Origin of the sequence: Kocuria palustris (genome assembly GCF_007666205.1) — a bacterium.
Lineage (GTDB): Bacteria > Actinomycetota > Actinomycetes > Actinomycetales > Micrococcaceae > Kocuria > Kocuria palustris_A.
Genome location: NZ_VDOR01000017.1, coordinates 1 through 18,515, shown reverse-complemented (window position 1 = coordinate 18,515; position 18,515 = coordinate 1). Strand labels below are relative to the sequence as shown.

Annotated in this window: 23 protein-coding genes and 1 pseudogene; 4 read left to right on the top strand and 20 right to left on the bottom strand. The window is 65.9% G+C overall.

All coding sequences use genetic code 11. From position 1 onward, the window contains the following. Positions 1-5: 5 nt before the first annotated feature. The 5 genes from FSY66_RS11555 to FSY66_RS11535 all read right to left on the bottom strand — a co-directional run bounded on the left by FSY66_RS11555 (position 6) and on the right by FSY66_RS11535 (position 3,989). The gene (locus FSY66_RS11555; protein WP_144795108.1) at positions 6-1,235 is read right to left on the bottom strand and encodes a transglycosylase SLT domain-containing protein; all 1,230 of its coding nucleotides are present in this window, start codon (positions 1,233-1,235) and stop codon (positions 6-8) included. After that, the gene (locus FSY66_RS11550; RefSeq protein ID WP_144795106.1) at positions 1,232-2,227 is read right to left on the bottom strand and encodes a hypothetical protein; all 996 of its coding nucleotides are present in this window, start codon (positions 2,225-2,227) and stop codon (positions 1,232-1,234) included. The genes FSY66_RS11555 and FSY66_RS11550 overlap by 4 nt, the downstream gene beginning before the upstream one ends. Before the next feature lie 120 nt (positions 2,228-2,347). Beyond that, on the bottom strand, positions 2,348-2,968 hold the full coding sequence (locus tag FSY66_RS11545; protein ID WP_144795104.1) for a hypothetical protein: 621 nt from the start codon (positions 2,966-2,968) through the stop codon (positions 2,348-2,350). Beyond that, positions 2,965-3,447: a hypothetical protein gene (locus FSY66_RS11540; protein ID WP_144795103.1), complete on the bottom strand. Its 483-nt coding sequence runs from the start codon at positions 3,445-3,447 to the stop codon at positions 2,965-2,967. Before FSY66_RS11540 ends, FSY66_RS11545 begins: the two co-directional genes overlap by 4 nt. Positions 3,448-3,539: 92 nt before the next feature. After that, entirely contained in the window at positions 3,540-3,989 is a 450-nt protein-coding gene (locus FSY66_RS11535; protein WP_186304554.1) for a hypothetical protein, read from the bottom strand. Positions 3,990-4,485: 496 nt separating this feature from the next. Between FSY66_RS11535 and FSY66_RS11530 the strand changes: the two genes are divergently transcribed. Beyond that, positions 4,486-5,028 (top strand): hypothetical protein, encoded by a 543-nt coding sequence (locus tag FSY66_RS11530; protein ID WP_144795099.1) that lies wholly within the window; start codon positions 4,486-4,488, stop codon positions 5,026-5,028. A gap of 566 nt (positions 5,029-5,594) precedes the next feature. Here FSY66_RS11530 and FSY66_RS11525 read toward each other — a convergent pair. The 9 genes from FSY66_RS11525 to FSY66_RS11485 all read right to left on the bottom strand — a co-directional run bounded on the left by FSY66_RS11525 (position 5,595) and on the right by FSY66_RS11485 (position 12,419). Then, on the bottom strand, positions 5,595-6,164 hold the full coding sequence (locus FSY66_RS11525; RefSeq protein ID WP_144795097.1) for a recombinase family protein: 570 nt from the start codon (positions 6,162-6,164) through the stop codon (positions 5,595-5,597). After that, positions 6,161-7,288, bottom strand: coding sequence for a hypothetical protein (locus FSY66_RS11520; RefSeq protein ID WP_144795095.1), 1,128 nt, complete (start codon positions 7,286-7,288; stop codon positions 6,161-6,163). Before FSY66_RS11520 ends, FSY66_RS11525 begins: the two co-directional genes overlap by 4 nt. Next, the gene (locus FSY66_RS11515) at positions 7,288-8,154 is read right to left on the bottom strand and encodes a DNA-methyltransferase (protein WP_144795093.1); all 867 of its coding nucleotides are present in this window, start codon (positions 8,152-8,154) and stop codon (positions 7,288-7,290) included. Before FSY66_RS11515 ends, FSY66_RS11520 begins: the two co-directional genes overlap by 1 nt. 265 nt (positions 8,155-8,419) lie before the next feature. After that, positions 8,420-8,659, bottom strand: coding sequence for a hypothetical protein (locus FSY66_RS11510; protein ID WP_144795091.1), 240 nt, complete (start codon positions 8,657-8,659; stop codon positions 8,420-8,422). Positions 8,660-8,872: 213 nt separating this feature from the next. Next, complete coding sequence (locus FSY66_RS11505) at positions 8,873-9,709, bottom strand: arsenic resistance protein (RefSeq protein ID WP_313955555.1); 837 nt, start codon at positions 9,707-9,709, stop codon at positions 8,873-8,875. Positions 9,710-9,937: 228 nt separating this feature from the next. Continuing rightward, complete coding sequence (locus FSY66_RS11500; RefSeq protein ID WP_144795089.1) at positions 9,938-10,582, bottom strand: vitamin K epoxide reductase family protein; 645 nt, start codon at positions 10,580-10,582, stop codon at positions 9,938-9,940. A gap of 53 nt (positions 10,583-10,635) precedes the next feature. After that, a complete protein-coding gene (locus tag FSY66_RS11495; protein WP_144795087.1) occupies positions 10,636-11,316 on the bottom strand; it encodes a DsbA family protein in 681 nt (226 codons plus the stop codon). A 63-nt stretch (positions 11,317-11,379) separates the two neighbouring features. Next, on the bottom strand, positions 11,380-12,090 hold the full coding sequence (locus FSY66_RS11490) for a cation efflux transmembrane domain-containing protein (RefSeq protein ID WP_144795085.1): 711 nt from the start codon (positions 12,088-12,090) through the stop codon (positions 11,380-11,382). Continuing rightward, positions 12,087-12,419 carry an ArsR/SmtB family transcription factor gene (locus FSY66_RS11485; RefSeq protein WP_144795083.1) on the bottom strand — a complete coding sequence of 111 codons (333 nt, stop codon included), beginning with the start codon at positions 12,417-12,419 and terminating at the stop codon, positions 12,087-12,089. Before FSY66_RS11485 ends, FSY66_RS11490 begins: the two co-directional genes overlap by 4 nt. Positions 12,420-12,595: 176 nt before the next feature. Between FSY66_RS11485 and FSY66_RS11480 the strand changes: the two genes are divergently transcribed. Then, positions 12,596-13,345 carry a cytochrome c biogenesis CcdA family protein gene (locus FSY66_RS11480; RefSeq protein ID WP_144795081.1) on the top strand — a complete coding sequence of 250 codons (750 nt, stop codon included), beginning with the start codon at positions 12,596-12,598 and terminating at the stop codon, positions 13,343-13,345. A gap of 90 nt (positions 13,346-13,435) precedes the next feature. On the opposite strand, the gene FSY66_RS11475 is transcribed toward FSY66_RS11480, so the two are convergent. The 5 genes from FSY66_RS11475 to arsB form a co-directional block, all read right to left on the bottom strand. Further along, positions 13,436-14,032 (bottom strand): cadmium resistance transporter, encoded by a 597-nt coding sequence (locus tag FSY66_RS11475; RefSeq protein WP_144795079.1) that lies wholly within the window; start codon positions 14,030-14,032, stop codon positions 13,436-13,438. Next, a complete protein-coding gene (gene cmtR, locus FSY66_RS11470) occupies positions 14,029-14,388 on the bottom strand; it encodes a Cd(II)/Pb(II)-sensing metalloregulatory transcriptional regulator CmtR (RefSeq protein ID WP_144795077.1) in 360 nt (119 codons plus the stop codon). Before cmtR ends, FSY66_RS11475 begins: the two co-directional genes overlap by 4 nt. 98 nt (positions 14,389-14,486) lie before the next feature. Continuing rightward, the gene (locus tag FSY66_RS11465) at positions 14,487-15,827 is read right to left on the bottom strand and encodes an FAD-dependent oxidoreductase (RefSeq protein ID WP_144795075.1); all 1,341 of its coding nucleotides are present in this window, start codon (positions 15,825-15,827) and stop codon (positions 14,487-14,489) included. A gap of 25 nt (positions 15,828-15,852) precedes the next feature. After that, a complete protein-coding gene (locus FSY66_RS11460; protein ID WP_041102737.1) occupies positions 15,853-16,281 on the bottom strand; it encodes an arsenate-mycothiol transferase ArsC in 429 nt (142 codons plus the stop codon). Positions 16,282-16,304: 23 nt separating this feature from the next. Continuing rightward, positions 16,305-17,396 (bottom strand): ACR3 family arsenite efflux transporter, encoded by a 1,092-nt coding sequence (gene arsB / locus FSY66_RS11455; RefSeq protein WP_144795073.1) that lies wholly within the window; start codon positions 17,394-17,396, stop codon positions 16,305-16,307. Between the two features lie 82 nt (positions 17,397-17,478). Between arsB and FSY66_RS11450 the strand changes: the two genes are divergently transcribed. Together FSY66_RS11450 and FSY66_RS11445 are read left to right on the top strand one after the other, a co-directional pair. Beyond that, positions 17,479-17,844: an ArsR/SmtB family transcription factor gene (locus FSY66_RS11450; protein WP_010080056.1), complete on the top strand. Its 366-nt coding sequence runs from the start codon at positions 17,479-17,481 to the stop codon at positions 17,842-17,844. 28 nt (positions 17,845-17,872) lie between these two features. Continuing rightward, a pseudogene (locus FSY66_RS11445) lies at positions 17,873-18,228 on the top strand (arsenate reductase/protein-tyrosine-phosphatase family protein); the annotation flags it as partial. Between the two features lie 23 nt (positions 18,229-18,251). Here FSY66_RS11445 and FSY66_RS11440 read toward each other — a convergent pair. Beyond that, on the bottom strand, positions 18,252-18,515 hold a 264-nt coding region (locus tag FSY66_RS11440; protein ID WP_144795071.1), incomplete at its 5' end, for a transposase.

The window sequence follows — 18,515 nt, the reverse complement described above, 5'->3', positions numbered from 1 at the left end:
GCGCATCACAGCGCTCCCTTCTCTTTCAGAATCGGTTCCGGATCCACGTTGTAGAGATCTCCCTTGTCGTCGCGCTCCCACGGCAGCGTGCACGCCGGCGTCCCGGGCTTCATCGCCTCCAGGTGCAGGTGCGTGTTCATGTCGAACTGGCCCACGTTGCCCTCGACGCTGATCGGGTCGCCGCGCTCCAGTTCATCGCCGACCTTCACGTTGCGCTCGGCAAGATGGATGAAGTTCAGCAGCAGCTCGGAGTCGTCACCGTTGGTGACCTTGACCTGCACCATCCCGTCGAAGTCCGGGACGCACACGACCTCCGCCTTAGTCGGAGACACCACCGTCCCGCCCGGAGCCTTGCCGGCCCCCGGCGTGGCGATGTCCGCCCCGAGGTGGAAGTTCGCGTGGCAGCCGTTCGAAATGCTGTAGTCCCCCGGCGCGCAGCCAGGCATGACGTTGCGCGCCCCATAACCGGAGGTGTGCTGACCACCCGGCAGCGGCTTCGCCCACTCGCCATCACCCAGCTCGACCTCAGAAAGATCACTGCCCGAGGCGACCTGCTTGCACTCGACCGAGTAGTCCGCCTGCGCGCCGTCGAAGATCGTCTTGACGTAGTTCTGCGTCTCCTCATACGGCGGGACCTCGCCGTCCGCCAAGCCCGGAGCCGCCTCACCAGCGTTGTAGGACGCCACCGCCAGCCGCGCAGCGTCCGGCCCACCCTCGTTCTTGTCCGCCTTCGGCTTCGACACCTCCAGCAGATGCTTCATGTACCGGCCATAGCCGGCCATCGCATCCGCCGGGTCGTTGACGTCGCCACCCTCGCCGTAGGTCTCCCAGGTGTCCGGCATGAACTGCGCAGGGCCCTGTGCCCCAACGGGGCTGCTCGCCGAAGTAGAGAATCCGGACTCCTGGTTGATCTGAGCCGCCACGATCTCCTCAGGCAGCCCAGAGACCTCCGCAGCGTCCTTCACCGGCTGCTTGAAGGCCTCCGGCACCTCAACCCGAGCCCCGCCCTCGCCGTCGCCCTCGGCGGCATTGACCTGGCAGGTGCTGCCGGCGGTCGTGGCGGCTGCCTGCGTGTCGTGCTGATCCTTTGCCTCAGCTGCCCCAGCGCCCAGGAACAGCATCAGTGAGGCCAGGCCCAGCATCAGCACCATCGCGACCGTGCCGAACAGCATCACGGGCCAGCCCACGAGCTTCACCAGCAGCCCGAGCCCAGCCCGCTTCACCGTGCCCCTCACAGGCCCGGCTCCCAGGCCTCATCTGCGAGGTTCACGAACTCGCTCGGCTCCTCAGCCCAACGCGTCACCACGCACCGATCCACGCCATCAGCCGGCGGGCAGACCACCACGGCCTCCATCAGCGCGCCCGAGGGGGTCTGCACCTCATCCCCATCGACGGTGATGTGTCGATCCAGACGCATCCCGACCTGCACCAGATGCGTCCCCGGCTGCGCCTCAGGACCGAACTCAAACTCCGGTGCGACACCACGCCCGTCCTCGAGCGCAGCATCCATCTCCGCCCAGGAGATCTCCGCCGAGGACACGGCACCCTGCTCGCCGGCCTCGCCCCAGTCCGTCTGCCGGCCCGCCTGAGACTCCGGCAGGAACGAATCCCTAGCCTCGTACCAGTCCTCGACGCTGTCCGAGGTCGTATCCGTGGACCGCAGCGATCGCAGGAACCGCGCGCCCGTCACCAGCGGATCATCCGCATCCTCGTCCCGGGCCGTGACCAGCCCATCACCAGCGTTGATCTCCTTCAGCGCAGCCTCATCAGCCTCACGCCCCGACGGCTCCGGCTGCGATGCCTCCCCCGCCGGCTCAGCCTGCCCAGATGCCTCCTCCTGAGCACCAGACGACCCGCCAGGAAGCGCCTGCTTCGGCTCCGACGTCTCAGACTGTCCGGACTCTCCAGCAGCCGGCTCCCCGTCCGGGCGCAGCACAGCCCACGTCCCCACGCACATCACGATCACCAGCACCAGCGCAGCCACACCGACCACCACCTGCTTGCCCCTGGAGCGCTCCAGCCCCTGGCTCAACCGCGCCGCCGTGCTCCGCGCCCGCTGCTCACCAGGTGCCGTCCACCGCGCATGAGGCGGATGAAAGAACTCCCAGGCCTGCCGGCCCACCATGCCCGGGCACTTCTCGCGGGTGGGCTGCTCGTCATTGGCCGTCTCGGCCCCGTCCGACCCAGCAGCGTCCCTGCCGGTCGTCTCGTCGTTCCCGTCACGCATCAGCGATCACCACCTTCACGGCGTCATCGCTTCACCCCCAGCCACCGTGTGTCCTACCCGGACACACAGCTGGAGGGCACCCAAGTCACCTCGAATGCCCTCCAGTCTCACGACCCACAGCTACGACCTGGACGGCCAGAACTTCGGCTCACCGCCCAGCTCGAATGCCACAGACAGCTCGACGTCATCCAGGGCCCAGTGGTGCCGTTCCCGCACGTGCCGGCGCAGCGACAGCTCCAGGGACCACGCCATCGACCCGAACCAGCCTTCTCGATCCACGGGCACGCCCGACAGCTGCTCCAGCCGATCCCGGCCCTGCTCCACGCGCATCGCCAGCGCCCCCAGGGTGCCTGCCGTCGCCACAGCTGCTTCCCACAGCGAGCCCTGTTGCGCCTCGGTCATCAGCCGCCCCAACGTGGAGCCCCACTGCTGGCTCCACTGCGGCAGCTCCCACTGCGCCCGCCCAGATCGAGCCAGCACCTGCGAGAACACCCCATCCTGGGCAGCCTCCACCTCGACCAAGATGCGCTTCATGACCGTGTGGACGCCCGGCGGGGCAACTCGCCCCGCCGGCACCTCCAGATCCAGCAGCCACACCGCATCAACCGCGAGCCCATACCGCTCAGCGACGTGCCCAGCGACATCGGCCACCAGCCAATGCACCAGACCCGACCGACTCAGCGTCAGCTCACGCGCCTGCGGCCCGCCCGGACTGATCACCGGCGCCTCGATCGTGATCACAGCGTGTTCTCGGACCCGTTGAAATGGTCCTCGTCGTCCAGCGCCGTCGAGACCAGCTCCTCGAGGTCCTCGGGCTCGGCATCGGAGTTGTCCATCCACCAACCGGCGCGAGTGATCATCCGCGCATGCGTCATGATCCGCTCCTCGAACTCGGCCTCGGTCATCGCCGCCTCATCGCCGCGCACCAGTTCCTCGAAGGCCTTCTTGATCACGGAATCCCGGAACAGCGGGGCCCACTCCAGCTGCTTCTCCGTGCCCTCCAGCTCCGGCAGCCCGATCTTCTTCGCATCCGCAGCAGCGTCCTCCCGCCGCTCCTCCAGGTGCTCGCCCTTGTTCTCCTTCTTCCAGCACTCCGTGCACTGCTGCCCGGTCAGCCAGTACGCGAACCCCTTGCGCTTACCAGCGGGGCGATCGCTGAGATCCCGCGTCTCCTCATGCCCGCACGCGAACGTGATCTCGAACTCCGTCTGCACAGCCATCGTGGCCCCCTCAGGTCGTCGTGTTGCCTACATCGACCCCATCGGACGCCCACTGCGCATACGTGTGTCACGAGTGCCGGGGCCGGCCTCGATCAGACTCCCCTCAGGTCCTGATCAACCTTCTCCGTGAGCGGGCCAGCTGACGCCCGCTGCCGCAGGTATTCAGCAATAGGGGCGATTTCCGGCGGCTGAAGCTCAACGCTCATCGCCATACGACACCCCTGAATGAACTCCTCATCCGAAGCCGCCTCATATCCCGCAGCGATCAGCACCGGGTCATAGCCACGCTTGAATGAGCGCAGGACCTCCCCCGCCTCACTCGCACCAAACCTCCGAAATGCAACAGCAGCCACCCGTCCAACATCATCGCCAGGGTGCGGAAAATCAACGCCCGTCTGCACATGAGATTCCCCCACCTGAACACCCATGCCCTGCGCGAGCCACCGAAGATCATTTTCCACGAGATTTTCATACCGATCGTGCATCACAGTCGCTCTCCCTTCGTAAACAACTCGACCTTGGCCGGTCGATTCCATCTCCATTCTCACCCAGACCTTCACCACACCCAAGAACTCAGGCCTCAACCCTGGGGCTGCGCGCCCCAGACCCCCGGTCCGGTGCGCCGGACAGCGCCACCTGCACCCGCACAGCGGGCGCAGGCAGGTGCCCGGCCCCTCTCGGCTTCGCCGATTCACCCCCGCTGCGCACGCAGCCTCCGCTCCGCTCCGGCCACGCACGCCTCAAAGCGCGAAGGTCACTTGGGCAGCCCCGCACCCACTCATCCAATTCCACTTTCATCTCACCATGAGCACAGCGCGGGATATTGGTAAAGAATAATGCGGATGACGAAATATGCACTTCCCTCATTAAAGTCAAATGCAAATGCGGCAATGACAAAGGAGTTGGTGATCTGAAAATATCCGTCTATATTTGCTCGATTTGCTTGCACATCTACTGTCGAGAACTTTAGAATATAAGTGTCAGGAAATGCGGGAGACCAAGACTCGCATGCAGATTCCAAACCGAAGGATAAATGTCATGGACACCATCGACACCACCACCGTTAACACCGAAATCGCCACGCTGGAGCAGGCCATTTCCGACGACACCCAGCGCCTCGACACGATCATCCGCAATGGCGAGTCCGAGCGCGAGCAGGCCCGCGCCGCGATCTCGCAGATCCGCCAGCAGATCACGGACGCGATCACCAGCGGCGAAGACGAGAAGGCGGACGCCCTCATGCGCGAGTGGGCCAAGGCAGACGACGGCCTGCGGGACTGCTCCTACCGCTGGAGCGGAAGCGAGGTGGGCACCCGCAACAGCATCCAGCACAAGCGCGACGAGATCCGCCGCGCCCAGGGCCTCCTGTCGCTTCACCAGCACCTCGGCGGCGCCCCGGTCACCTACGAGGACATCTTCGCCGCCTTCGACCACGCGATCGACAACGACCTCACCCTCTGGCTCGACGCCGACGACTGCGGCCCGATCGAGCTGAACGGCGAGGAGCTGCCCGAGTTCCGCAGCGAGATCTACCCCGGCGAGGGCATCCGGATCCTCGGCTTCCTCCCCACCAAGAGTTGAACGAAAGCCAGCGGCCCGGCCCCGAAACATCGGGGCCGGGCCGCTGGCCTGCTCGCCCACGAAAGAAGCCCCTGGCGCACATCGACCAAGAAGGCGCCAGGGGCACGGGCCTTGCGGCCCGGTGATTCCATGCCCGAAGGCAGCATCAGTCTGCCACGACATGTTCAGTAGATGTCGACAGGCGGCTAGTGCCAATGTCTGCTGGTGCTCCAGCTCGCCTATGGCCTACTTAGGCTCCCGTTCCGGGAAGGCCTCCAACCAGCGTGCATGACACCGAGTTGGCAGCAGCAGATTCGACCAGATCTCCCGCAGCCGACCCGCGTTGACTACATTGCAGACGTCATCGAGCTCGCCCTCGGACAGCACCGCGGTATAGGCCATGTTCACACCCAGGTCCGTGCCGACGTCAAAGGTCGCATCCCCCGGAGCCCAGTAGACCCATTCCGAAAGCGTCACCGGCCCGTTTGCCGGGCCCCGCAGAGCGTCCAGAGAGTCTGGGACGGCGAAGACCTTTGCGTCCCCGAACCGCCTCCGCTGATCCGATACGCCCAACTCGGTTCCACCACTCATCTGACGGCTCCAGGATCCCGCTCCATCGCGCGATAGACCGTCTGTCGCGACACCCCCAACGACCTAGCGACCGACGACACAGACTCGCCATCTACGACGGCTTTACGCGCCAGGCGCACCTGCTTGGACGACAGCTTCGGCTTCGGGCCCGCGACGCGCCCCTCGGCCCGCGCATGCGCCACGCCCTCGCGGGTGCGCTCGATCAGCAGGTCGCGCTCGAACTCGGCGAGCCCACTCATGATCGCGACCATGAGTCTGCCCTCTTTAGACCTCGTATCCAGCTCGGGACTCATAACGATCACGGCGAGATCGCGGCGGCTCAGCTCGTCGATCGTGCGCAGCGTGTCCAGCGCCGTACGCCCCAATCGGTCGAGCCGTGTGACGACGAGGACGTCGTCGTCGCGCATGTACTCCAGCGCAGCACATAGGCCGGGCCGGTCAGACCTGGCTCCGCTGATGACGTCCTCGAAGACCTTCGAGCATCCGGCGGCCCTCAGCGCCTCGTGCTGGGTGCCCAGTGATTCGCCCTGCGACTTCGTGCTGACGCGCGCATAGCCAATTCTCACGAATCCTCACCCACCCCCATACCGATCAAGCTTGGGAACGGATCAACATCGAGCATCTGCGGCAGCGTTGAGAGAGTGAATACCCGTCCGAGGGTGTCACGCACGACGGGGCCGAGGGTGTCGTTGACACGCATCCAGCCCATACCAGTCAGGACGGCCAGCAGCGGCACACCGTTGAGCCGGATCGACTCCTCGCGCAGCCGCGCGAACCGCAAGGCCTTATCTCGGGCGGTACCGCCGTCATTGACAAGCTTGCATTCGAGGATCGCTCGCAAGGTGTCGGATTTGTCGAAGACAACAAAGTCCGGCGCAGGCGTGACCTTGATTCCGAAGCGCTTCTCGATGTCGGCCTGGTTGTGTGCGCCGGTACGGAGATGCGGAATACCGTTATTCTTAAAAAGATCCTCGACGGCGTCCTCGATGATGTCACCCCGAAGGCTCGAAGTAGCATCCAGAAGCTGGCGGTAGGCGCCGCCGTAGTGACGTTGGTGCAGGAACGCGTCGTAGGGCACACCGTCTCGGGCCAGCTGAGCTACGGTGCGCCACCCATCTCGGGTATCAAATTTCTCCTGCTTACTGCGAAGATCGCCAGGCGGATCGCCAAACAATGAACCATTCATGATCTGCAGGAGAGTGAGCGCGATGACGCGAGCGTTATCTTCGCGCAATTCCTTTTTGGGGGCCTGAGAGCCATTCTTTTCCATATTGGAGATAGTTGCTGCAGACAACGGCTTAAGCCCTAGTGGTTCCGCTACGAGCTTGGTCGCGGTGGCAAACTCGTTAACCAGTAGGCCAGTCACCGTGCGCAACGCGAGGAGTGATCGCGGATCTTCGAGAATTGTTGCTATCAGCGACATCTCGTCGACATGAGTGAAATTCGACGTCCCGGCGCTGGCACTGCGATAAGCAGCGCGGAAAGTCGACAGATCGTAGTAGTCCATCGAGTGCACGTAGGCGAAATCTGGCGACAGATGCGGCACGTACGCCTCACGGGCAACTTTAGCGTAGATCTCCTGATGTTCGCGCGTTCCGTGATTCTCACCCACGAGCCGAATGGCGGCGACACGCGCGTCCCAAGTCGACGCGCTGACGATCGACCTGACGGTGGACTCGATTGAAGCCATTAGCCAACCACCTTCTCGTTGGTCACGAGAACCGCTTCATCCGCTGCGATGCGCTCTTGGGCGGATCGTGCATACTCCTCGTGTAGCTCGATTCCACCGACACGTCGACCCAAGCGACGAGCGACAACAGCAGTTGTCCCGCTACCAGCGAAGGGGTCAATAACGACGCCGTTGGCCGGTGTCATCGCCTTGATGAAGAATTCGGCCAACCCCTCGGGCATCGGCGCGGTATGCGCGACGCCCTTGTGTTGGTTGTACGTCTGACTGACAGGGATGACGTTGCCGGGGTCAGCGCCGCCGTGCTTGTAGGTGTTGACGCGGTCACGCCCGAACCCTGCCTCGGTGGACCGTCGACCATTCTTGTCCTGTTTACGGCGATCGATCTCGTCCTGCGTTGTCTTGTACGGCACGCGGATCGCGTCGAGGTTGAAATATGGCTTCGGTCCGCGAGCAAAGTGGAAAACATGCTCGAAAGAGTCCTTGGTGCGCGGACCAAACTTTCCGGGGATCGCGTTCGGCTTCTGCCAGATGTACTCCTCGATCCAGCGCCAGCCCATGTTCTGCAAAGCCAGAACGAGCTGGAAGACGTAAGGATGACGTTGACCGCGCAATGGCCCGTCCTTGGCGACGCGGTTCTTAATATTAATGACCAGTGACCCAGACTCCCTCGTGGCGTCGTACATCGACCGCGCGAAGGGAAGGAACCACTCGACGTACCGATCGGGGTGGATGCGACTGTAAGCGCGCTGGTCGGCGTAGGGCGGGGACATGAAGAACAGATCGACACTGCCCTCAGGCAGAGCCGGGAGCCACAGGGACGAGTCACCCCACGTGACCCCGTCGGCAAGAAGGCGCTTCATAGCCATCTCTGGACTCTTGGGGACCGCAGTCCCGCCCTGGGGGACCACCTCAAGTTTCGACACAACCACGCTGACGACCTTCCTATCACCCTGTCCAGGATCACTCGATCTCGGACACTCGCAGACAACCGTACCGACGCGTACCAAATGACGCTTGCTCTTGTCTCATAATCCATGTCCGCATTACGGACCGTACCACCATTTCGTCACTGACGATCTCGGACACCGCATAGGACAGGCACGACCCCATCGAGGCGCCTCCCAGCATCACTCAGCACGCCAGCTTCTGCGTCGGCGTGATGCGGCCATGCTCTCCGAGCGTGCGCGCCACCGACAGCAGCCACAGCGTGTCCGCGATCCGCTGCCGGGCCGTCGACTCGCTCCATCCCCAGGTCTTCGCCACGACCGAGGCCCGCACACGATCGACCCCGCCGGCCTTCGCGACCTCGACAGCGACGACCCGCGTCCACGAGCCAACCCCGTCAGGCAGGCAGGCCCACAGCTCGGTCATCCCGACCTTCCCGCCGCCGTCGTGTGTGACTGTTCGGGATAGATGGCGGCGGTCTGATGAAGATAACTGGCGGCAGCAGAATCCGAACGAAGATGGTCGGCGCGCCGGAATGGCAGGTCTGTGGGCTGCGCATGCAGAGCACCTCTACAGCACCATCTGATGGCAGAAATAGTGGGAGGCAGTTTCACCGACTCGATGTTGGGGCGTGCGCCCCTATGGCGGATTGAGCGCTTCGGGCCGGCGCGGAACCAGGCGGGGGATCAGGCGCACGAAGATGACCATGCCGACCAGTTCCACCAAAGTCTGAGTGACCACTACCAGCGGTGTCAGCGCCAGGGAGGCCGGCAGGGCCAGGGGGAGGACGACCAGGGAGTTGCGGGTGGCCGCGCTGAAGACCAGGGCGCGGGTGGCCGGCATGTCCAGGCGGGCAACCCGGGCGGCGACCAGGCCGATCGGAACCATGAGCACGAGGAAGGCCACGTAGAGCGGCACTACCGTGATCAGGGTGGTCAGTTCTTCGCCGACCCCGCGGATCTGAGAGGCGATCACGATGACCAGGGTCGCCATCATCAGCGGCACCATCCCCGCACTCATGGCCGCAGTGATCCGGCGGGCGGCCACGGCCTGGGGCGCGGCCCACTGCACGGCGGCCGCCGCGGCCAGCGGCAGCACGATCAGAAACAGGAACGCTTCCACGAACGGGGCGATCTCCACCCGCGCCACCGTCTCGGCTCCGACGAAGGCCCACGGATAACCCGGCAGCAGCAGCATCTGGGCCAGCATCAGCACCGGGGCCGCAGCCAGCAGGCGGTCGGCGGCGCCACCAGCCAGCCCGGAGAAGACGATCACGTAGTCCACGCACGGGGTCAGCAGCACCAGCAGCACCCCCAGCAGCAGCGCCTGGTGGCCGGCCACGACCCGGGACAGCCCGAAGACCACCACAGGGACGATGAGGAAGTTCACCACCAATACCGCGCCCAGGAACCGCAAGTCAGTGAAGGCCCGCCCGATCGCGGTGAAGGGCACCGCCAGGAACGTGGCAAACAGCAACAGCCCCAGTACCGGGTTGATCGCCGCTTCCAGGGCAGAGGTCCCGGGGATCCACCCACCACCCGGCCAAGGCCCCGGCGACGATCGCCAGCACGTAGAGGGCGATCTGGCGGCGCTCCAGCCATTCCACAGCGGGAGTCCTGTTCATTCGTCTTTCCTTTGGAACGTGGTGGGGCGGGCCCCGGCCCGGTCTAGTTCCGGGGTTCTTTCACGGTGGCCGGGCCGGGATCAGAGGCCGGTGAAGACGGTAAAAAAGCGGAAGAACACCGAGGCCGCCACGGCCACGTAGGCGATGGCTACCAGGGTCCAGGCCCAGTCGGAGGCGAAGTGCACCAACCTGGCCGGGGCGGGAATGACGCCGTGGACGAGGTTGCGCACGGTCAGCAGGATGAACAGCGGAATCATCGCCGCCCACACGATCATGCAGTACAGGCACAGGATGTAGATCGAGAACAACGCCTGAGACCACAGCCAGATCACGAACACCGTGCCGGCGATGACTCCGACTTGCAGACCCACCCAGTACCACCGCCCGAACTGGGCCCCGGAGAGGGCAGCCATGGCGGTGGTGATGACCACGGCGAAGGCGACGATGCCGATCAGCGGGTTGGGGAAGCCGAACAGCTCCGACTGCCAGGTGCTCATGACCTGTCCGCAGGACACCCAGGGGTTGATATCGCAGCTGCTCACGTGGTTCGGGTCGCGGTAGAGCTGAAGGCGTTCGAGCACCAGGATGCCTGAGGCGATCCATCCGATCACCCCGGACACCAGCATGACCAGAGCGAAAGGGCGGCGGCGGGCGAAACCGGGTAGGCCCGTCTCGGCAGCTGGCTCGGGATTCTGGGGGCGAGCGATGGTGGTCTGATCGGTCATGACGGTTTCCCTGAAGGTGCGGTGCGGGCGGGGGCGGTCGCTGAACGAGTGGGTCAGTCGGCGGCGGCGGCCTCAACCTCGGCCCGGAACTCCTCCAAGGACTCGGGATTGAGGACTTCCCCGTCGAGGTAGAACGTCGGGGTCCCGCCCACGCCCAAGGCCTCGCCATCGGCCACATCCAGCTCAACCCGCTCCTGGGTAGCTGGATCGGCCACCGCGGCATCGAAGGCAGCCATGTCCAGGCCCATGTCTTCGGCGAAGCCGCGGAAGACCGCGCTCTTGTCCTCGGCCGACTCCCCCCACTGGGCCTGGGTCTCGTACATGCGCTGGTACATCGCCTCGTACTGGTCCTGTTGGGCGGCGGCCTCCACGGCCACGGCGGCGTTCATGGAGTTGCGGTGACCCGGCAACGGGAAATAGCGGTGAACGAAGGTGACGGTGTCGGCATAGTCCACGCGCAGCTCCTCGATGAAGGGGTAAGCGGCCCGGCAGGACTCGCACTCATAGTCCAGGAACTCCACCAGCACAGCTTGTTCGTTTGGGGCTTGGGAGAGCACCTGGCTGTTCTCGCGTACCACCTGGCCGGCGTCTTCGGGTGCGGCCGCGGTGGAGCCGACCCGGGCGGCGACAAAGGCGATTACAGCTGCGATCACGACGGCGGCCAGGACCACCCAGACAGCGACCTTGGCCGTCGGGGACTTCCCCTGGCCGGAGGTGGGGGAGGTAGTGCTCACAGGAGGTATCCGTTCTGTGCTCGGGCGGGATCGTGGGACTCATGAACCGGCGCGGAATGGGAATCAGTGGGCGCAGCAGGAGCAGCCCGAGCCGCACCCGTCAGCGCAGCCCTCGCCGTCCTCGTTCAAGAGAACGGTCACGGGGGCGCAGCAGGCCTCCCCGCGCCAGGCCTCCAGGCCTTCCTTGAGCGCAAAGGCGGCGATCACCAGGGCGGCCAGGGGGTCGGCCCAGGACCAGCCCAGGGCGCTGTTGAGGACCAGGCCCACCAGCAGCACCGCCGAGAGGTAGGTGCAGATCAGGGTCTGCTTGGAGTCGGCCACTGCCGAGGCGGAGCCGAGTTCCCGCCCGGTGCGGCGCTCGAACCAGGACAAGAACGGCATGATGGCCAGGCTCGCGGCGGCCAGCGCGATCCCCACCGGGGAGTGCTCCGGCTCCGCGGCCCCGGCCAGGGCGCGCACCGCATCCACGGTGACGAAGGCGGCCAGGCCGAAGAAGGAGAACGCGATCACCCGCAGCGCGATCTTCTCCCGGCGGTGCGGGTCCGGGGCGGCGAACTGCCAGGCCACCGCCGCCGCGGAGAGGACCTCCACGATGGAGTCCAGGCCGAAGCCGATCAGGGCCGAGGAGGAGGCCACGGTCCCGGCGGCCAAGGCGATGACCGCCTCGATGACGTTGTAGGTGATGGTGCCGGCCACGATCCAGCGGATCCGGCGGTGCAGGACCGCGCGGCGATCGGCCGTGAGGGGGCGGGCACTCAGGGTCGAAGCGCTCATGTGCAGGTGCAGCCTTCCGCCGAGCAGCAATCCGGGTCGAGGGTGAGGGTCAGTTCCAGCAGGTCCCCGAGGGCCTGGCCCAGTCGGGGCTCGGCCAGGACGTACCAGACGTTGCGGCCTTCGGCGGTGGCGGTGACCAGACCGCAGCCGCGCAGGCAGGCCAGCTGGTTGGACATCACCTGCTTGGAGACCCCCAAGGCCCCGGCCAGTTCCGAGGGCCGGGCTGGGGCTTCTCGCAGAGCCAGCAGGATCCGAGTCCGGGTGTCATCCGATAAGGCGTGGCCCAGCCGTGACAGCGCCGAGGTGTGGGTGAGGGTCGCGGTGCTCATGCCCAGGACAGTACAGCATCATGTGTAACATTGCCGGGTGCCGCCCACCCGGCGGCCGACTCTACCGCCCGACCCCAGGAGGTCCGCGCCACCGTGCCCACCCCCGAAGCCCTTTGTCCCGAACCTGCCCGACGTTCGCCTTCTGCGCTGCGCGATGGCCCGGGGAGGAGGCTGGTGTGAGCATCGGGAATTACTTCGCCGAGATGGTGAATTCCGGGGCCCTGCTCATCGCCGCACCGCTGGCGATGATCGCTGGGATCGTGTCCTTCCTGTCCCCGTGCATCTTGCCTCTGGTGCCCGGCTACCTCGGCTACGTCTCTGGGCTGACCGATCCCACCCACCCGGACAACCGCCGGCGGGTGCTGGCCGGGGTCGGGCTGTTCATCCTGGGTTTCGCTGCGGTCTTCACCCTCTACGGCGCCGCGTTCGGCACTATCGGGTACTGGCTGGTGCGCTGGCAGGACCCGCTGATCCGCGTCCTGGGCGTGATGATGATCGTGATGGGCCTGGCCATGGTCGGTAAGTTCTCCTTCCTCCAACGCACTCTCAAGCCGAACCTGGCCCCCCGGACTGGTCTGGCCGGGGCCCCGGTGCTCGGAGTGGTCTTCGGGCTGGGCTGGACCCCCTGCATGGGCCCCACCCTGAGCGCAGTGCTGGCCCTGAGCACTACCACCGGTGGCGCCTGGCGGGGGGCGTTGCTGGGCTTCATCTACTGCCTGGGCCTGGGTATCCCGTTCCTGCTGACCGCTGCGGGCATCAACTGGGTCACCAGCGCCTTGAGCTTCATCCGCCGCAACATCCGGGTGTTCAACATCATCGGTGGATCCCTGCTGGTGGTGGTTGGGGTCTTGATGGTCTCCGGGCTCTGGATGCTGTGGATATACCATCTGCAGAGCCTGGCCGGAACCTTTACCACTCCCGTCTGACCCTCCGGGCCCCGCTGGTCCGTCACCGCTTGGTGACGGACCAGCATGACGCGGTAGGCGGGCCCGGTTCGGCGGGAGGGTTGGGCGTGATTAGAGGCCGAAGGCTCCACCGCTGACCAGGATGAAGACCCCCAGGCCGATCAACACGATCGGGAACAGGATGTGCTCCCAGCGTTCCAGGACCTCGGCGATCGGCCGGCGAGTGGCGACGAACTTGGCCAGACCCACCAGCACCGCCACCAGCAGCAGGAACACGATGCAGTACGCGACCACGGCTCCCGGGCCCACGCTGAGGAAGACCGGGACGTAGACGCCGATGTTGTCCCCGCCGTTAGCGAAGGTCACCCCGGCCACCGTCCACACGGCGACGTTCTTGCCCTCGATCTTGGCGTCATCGTCATCGTCACCGCCGCGCCAGGCGTTCCATGCCGCCCACAGCCCCAGGCCTAACGGGATGAGCCCGAAGTAGGGGATGACTTCCGGGGGCAAGAACGCCCCGGCCCCCAGCGACACGAGCACGGCCGCGCCCAGGATGCCGGCGAACCCGAGGTACTGCCCGATCAGGATCCGGGCGGTGGTCCCGCGCTGGCCCGCGCCGCGGGCGAAGAACAGCGAGAGCACGATGATGTCGTCGATGTTCGTGACCAGGAACAGACCGATCGCCTGCAGAACCGAGGACAGGATCACGCGCCCACCCCCTTCTCGCAGCAGCCGGGCACGGAGCAGGCCGGGTCCAGGCACGGGGCACTCTCATCCACCGCGAGGGTGACCTCGACCAGAGCAGCCAGCGCCCGCGCCAGGTGTGCATCGGCGATCTCGTACCGGATCTGGCGGCCCTCGGCCACGGCGACCGCGATCCCGCAGTCCCGCAAGCACGCCAGGTGGTTCGATACGTTCGATCGGGTCAGCCCCAAGTCCCGCGCCAGTTCGGCCGGGTAGGCCGGCCGTTCCAGCAAGGTCATCAGGATCCGCGACCGGGTGGGGTCGGCCATCGCTCGGCCCAGCCGGTTCATCACGTCAACACGAGAGGCAATAGTCAGCATTCACTGAACTATACAGTATGAGCTGAATTTACAGTGTCGCCTCGTAAAGCTATACCCCAGCGGGGCGGCACAGAACGTCGTGCCGTCCCGCTGTTTGCTCATCGGCCGACGGAGAGCTCGATCAGTTGCGGGCTGCTGCAGCAGGCGTCGCCGGCTGGGGCTGGGGCGTCGCAGCTGCCGCCGAGGTCGGTGGTGCATACGCCGGTCTCGGGTAGTTCGAGGTGGACTGCGTCGGCTGCCTTGCGGTCGCCGGCCAGGGCTGCTGCGATGGAGCGGACCTGTTCGTAGCCGGTGGCCATGAGGAAGGTGGGGGCGCGGCCGTAGCTCTTCATGCCGACGATGTAGAAGTTCGTCTCCGGGTGGGCGAGGACTCGCTCACCGTGAGGCTCGACGGATCCGCAGGAGTGGAACTCGGGATCGATCAGCGGCCCCAGCTGGGACGGTGCTTCGACGGCCGGGTCCAGGGCCAGGCGGAGTTCGGAGAGCATTCCGAGATCAGGGCGGAACCCGGTGGCGGGCACCAGCACATCGACGCTCACTTCTCGCTCCCCGTCCGGGGTCACAGCGTGGACGGTCAACGTGTCGTCGGCTCTGAAGCGAGTGATGGTGAAGGAGGTGAGGACCTCGATGCGTCCGGAGTCGACCAGCTGGCGCAGTCGCGAGCCGAGCGCTCCTCGAGCTGCGAGTTCGTCCTGGTCGCCGCCCCCGTAGACGCGGGTGAGGTCTGCGGTGCGAGCGGCCCAAATGATGGTGGTGTCGGCCTCCAGGTCCGCGAGGTCCAGCAGGGTATTGGCGGCTGAGTGGCCGGCACCGGTCACCATGACTCGCTTGCCGGCGAAACGGGCACGGTCGCGGCCCTGCACGTCAGGCAGCGGCGCGGTGATGTGGCCCGCGGCGTGGGCCTGCTGCTCGCCGGGAGCAAGGAGCCCGGCCTGTCCGAGGGGGTTGGGCGTGGACCAGGTGCCGGAGGCGTCGATGACCGCGGAGGCGAGCACGTCTTCGCTGTGCCCGTCAGCGGTCTCGATTCGGACGAGGAAGGGGGTCTCCTCGCGGCGTGTGGTGCGGGTTCTGTCCATGCCTGCTCGGGAGACCGCGGTGACGCGTGCGTCGTAGCGGATCGACTCGGCCAGCTGGGGTAGCTGGGCGAGGGGCTCGAGGTACTGCTCTCGCAGTTCGTGACCGGTCGGCAGGGCGTCAGCGTCGGGAGCGGTCCAGCCGTCGGCCTCGAGGAGACGCTGCGCAGCGGCATCGAGGTTGTACTGCCACGGCGAGAAGAGCCGCGTGTGCCCCCACTCGGCGATCGCGGCTCCTGCCGCGGTCCCGGCCTCGAGGATCAGGAACGGCAGTCCGCGCTCAGCGAGGTGGGCAGCGGCGGCAAGGCCGATGGGGCCAGCGCCGATGACGACAATGGGATGTGAGTTCGTTGCGGTGGTCAACATGATGAGTCTCCTTGCTGCGGGGCGGTCAGTTCGCGGTGCCGGTGAGGTCGGTCAGGAGCTTGCGGACGTGGGTGTCGATGTCGTCGCGCACCAGGCGCATGCGCTCCATCCCTTCGATGCCCCGCTGGGAGGGTTCATCGGTGTGCCAGGTCGTGACCGGTGCGGTCATGCCCTCGACGGGTTTGATGACGGCTTCGTCGCCGATGACGATCACCTGATCGACACGGCGCAGTAGCTCCGGGGTGACCGGTTGCGGGACGGCGGAGGACATGTCCGCGCCGACCTCGGCGATCGCTTCGGTGGACTGGGCATTGAGGGCGGTGCCGGGGCGGGTGCCGGCGGAGTGGACCTCGATCGCGTCACCGGCGTGGTGGCGCATCAGGGCGGCCGCCATCTGGGACTTGCCGCCGTTCTTCACGCAGACGAACAGGACTGAAGGGCGCTTCGTGGTCATCGGGAGGACATCCTTCTGTGGGGTTATCGGGTGGGGGCGGTGGTGTCGCCGGGGAACAGGCGCCGCCCCATAGCGAGGGCGACGTAGACGAGGGCGACGAGGACGGGGACTTCGATCAGCGGGCCGACGACGCCGGCGAGGGCCTGGCCGGAGGTGACGCCGAAGGTGCCGATGGCGACGGCGATGGCGAGCTCGAAGTTGTTGCCCGAGGCGGTGAAAGCGACGGTGGTGGACTTCGCGTAGTCGAGGCCGATCGCGCGGCCGAGCAGGAAGGACCCCAGGAACATGACGACGAAGTAGACCAGCAGCGGCAGGGCGATGCGGGCCACGTCTACCGGTGCGGAGATGATCGCGTCGCCCTGGAGGGCGAACAGCAGCACGATGGTGAACAGCAGCCCGTACAGCGCCCAGGGACCGATCTTCGGGAGGAACCGCTCCTCGTACCAGGTCCGACCCTTGGCTCGCTCCCCGAGGATGCGGGTAAGGAACCCTGCGACCAGCGGGATCCCGAGGAAGATCAGCACGCTGAGGACGATCGCGCCGATCGAGAACTCGGCCGACGTGGTCGGCAGCCCCACCCAGGACGGCAGCGCCTGGAGGTAGAACCAGCCCAGGGCACCGAAGGCGATCACCTGGAAGACGGAGTTGATCGCGACCAGCACGGCGGCAGCCTCACGGTCACCGCAGGCGAGGTCGTTCCAGATGAGGACCATCGCGATGCAGCGTGCGAGCCCGACGATGATCAGGCCGGTGCGGTACTCCGGAAGGTCGGCCAGAAAGATCCAGGCCAGGGCGAACATGAGTGCCGGGCCGACGATCCAGTTCAGCACCAGCGAGGTCACCAGCAGGCGTCGGTCCGCGCCGATGCGCCGGGTCTCGTCGTAGCGGACCTTCGCCAGGACCGGGTACATCATCACCAGCAGTCCGATCGCAATAGGCACGGACACGGATCCGATCTTCACCGCTTCCAGCGCGGTGTTCAGGCCGGGGATGAACCGCCCCAGCAGGAGACCCACGGCCATGGCGGCCAGGATCCACACCGGGAGCCAGCGATCGAGGAAGGACATCTCCTTCATCACGCGGGGCTGCTCCACATCCTTGGTGGTCGTACTCATGAGGGGGGCTGAACCTTCCATCGACGGATATCGATGTGAACGCTATGCTTCACATCGATGACTGTCAATGTAAGGTGGGGGCATGTCCACGACGACCGCGATCACAGCTGCCGGGCTCGAGACGATGAACGGCCCTGAGGAGTGCTGCACGCTCTCAGCGGGGCCCGTCGACAGCGTCGAGGCCGAGAGGATCGCGTCCTTGCTCAAGGCGCTTTCCGATCCGACCCGTCTCCGGCTTCTATCCCATGTCGCTGCTCAGGGTTGCAATTCGGTCTGCGCTTGTGATCTCACCGAGCCGCTGGGTATCAGCCAGCCGACCGTGAGTCACCACATGAAGAAGCTCGTCGACGCTGGCCTGCTCACGCGCGAGCAGAAGGGCCGCTGGGCGCACTACTCCGTCGTACCGTCGGCTTTCGCCGAGCTCCGTTCCTTCCTCGACATCGCCTGAACCCCCGCCGCCGGCTTTGGAGATCCTCATGACCGCACGGCCCAGTGTCCAGGTCGTCTGCGTCCACAACGCCGGTCGTTCGCAGATGGCAGCCGGCTGGCTTCGTGAACTCGCCGGCGACCGCATCAAGGTCCGCTCCGCCGGGTCTGCACCCGCCGACACGATCAACCCCGCAGCCGTGGCCGCGATGGAGAGGTCGGGATCGACCTCTCCCACCAGGCGCCCAAGATTCTCACCCCGGAATCCGTCCAGGCCTCCGACGTCGTGATCACTATGGGCTGCGGTGACGCCTGCCCGTTCTACCCCGGAAAGCCTTACGAGGAATGGGAGCTCGACGATCCGGCCGGCAAGGGAATCGACGAGGTCCGCCCGGTTCGCGACGAGATCCGCGCTAGGGCATGTCTCCTTTATCGGCGTAGCCATGTCAGGATCGCGCTGATCACGACCGCCGCCCGATAGGTGATCGCGAGCTTGTCGTAGCGCGTTGCTAATCCTCGCCACTGTTTGACGTAGGCAAACGAGCGTTCCACGACGTTGCGGTTCCGATAGGCACCAGCATCGAACGTCGGCGGCCGTCCACCCTTACTCCCGCGTCTCTTTCGGCTCGCGACCTGGTCCTTCTTCTCCGGGATCACTGCCCGAATGCCTCGCGATCGCAGGTACTCGCGATT

Bases quoted from the DNA above. Each gene is read 5' to 3' on its own strand.
- FSY66_RS11550 (WP_144795106.1), bottom strand. From the start codon at position 2,227: ATGCGTGACGGGAACGACGAGACGACCGGCAGGGACGCTGCTGGGTCG.
- FSY66_RS11540 (WP_144795103.1), bottom strand. From the start codon at position 3,447: ATGGCTGTGCAGACGGAGTTCGAGATCACGTTCGCGTGCGGGCATGAG.
- FSY66_RS11535 (WP_186304554.1), bottom strand. From the start codon at position 3,989: ATGGAGATGGAATCGACCGGCCAAGGTCGAGTTGTTTACGAAGGGAGA.
- FSY66_RS11530 (WP_144795099.1), top strand. From the start codon at position 4,486: ATGGACACCATCGACACCACCACCGTTAACACCGAAATCGCCACGCTG.
- FSY66_RS11520 (WP_144795095.1), bottom strand. From the start codon at position 7,288: ATGGCTTCAATCGAGTCCACCGTCAGGTCGATCGTCAGCGCGTCGACT.
- FSY66_RS11515 (WP_144795093.1), bottom strand. From the start codon at position 8,154: ATGGCTATGAAGCGCCTTCTTGCCGACGGGGTCACGTGGGGTGACTCG.
- FSY66_RS11510 (WP_144795091.1), bottom strand. From the start codon at position 8,659: ATGACCGAGCTGTGGGCCTGCCTGCCTGACGGGGTTGGCTCGTGGACG.
- FSY66_RS11500 (WP_144795089.1), bottom strand. From the start codon at position 10,582: ATGACCGATCAGACCACCATCGCTCGCCCCCAGAATCCCGAGCCAGCT.
- FSY66_RS11490 (WP_144795085.1), bottom strand. From the start codon at position 12,090: ATGAGCGCTTCGACCCTGAGTGCCCGCCCCCTCACGGCCGATCGCCGC.
- FSY66_RS11485 (WP_144795083.1), bottom strand. From the start codon at position 12,419: ATGAGCACCGCGACCCTCACCCACACCTCGGCGCTGTCACGGCTGGGC.
- cmtR (WP_144795077.1), bottom strand. From the start codon at position 14,388: ATGCTGACTATTGCCTCTCGTGTTGACGTGATGAACCGGCTGGGCCGA.
- FSY66_RS11465 (WP_144795075.1), bottom strand. From the start codon at position 15,827: ATGTTGACCACCGCAACGAACTCACATCCCATTGTCGTCATCGGCGCT.
- FSY66_RS11460 (WP_041102737.1), bottom strand. From the start codon at position 16,281: ATGACCACGAAGCGCCCTTCAGTCCTGTTCGTCTGCGTGAAGAACGGC.
- arsB (WP_144795073.1), bottom strand. From the start codon at position 17,396: ATGAGTACGACCACCAAGGATGTGGAGCAGCCCCGCGTGATGAAGGAG.
- FSY66_RS11450 (WP_010080056.1), top strand. From the start codon at position 17,479: ATGTCCACGACGACCGCGATCACAGCTGCCGGGCTCGAGACGATGAAC.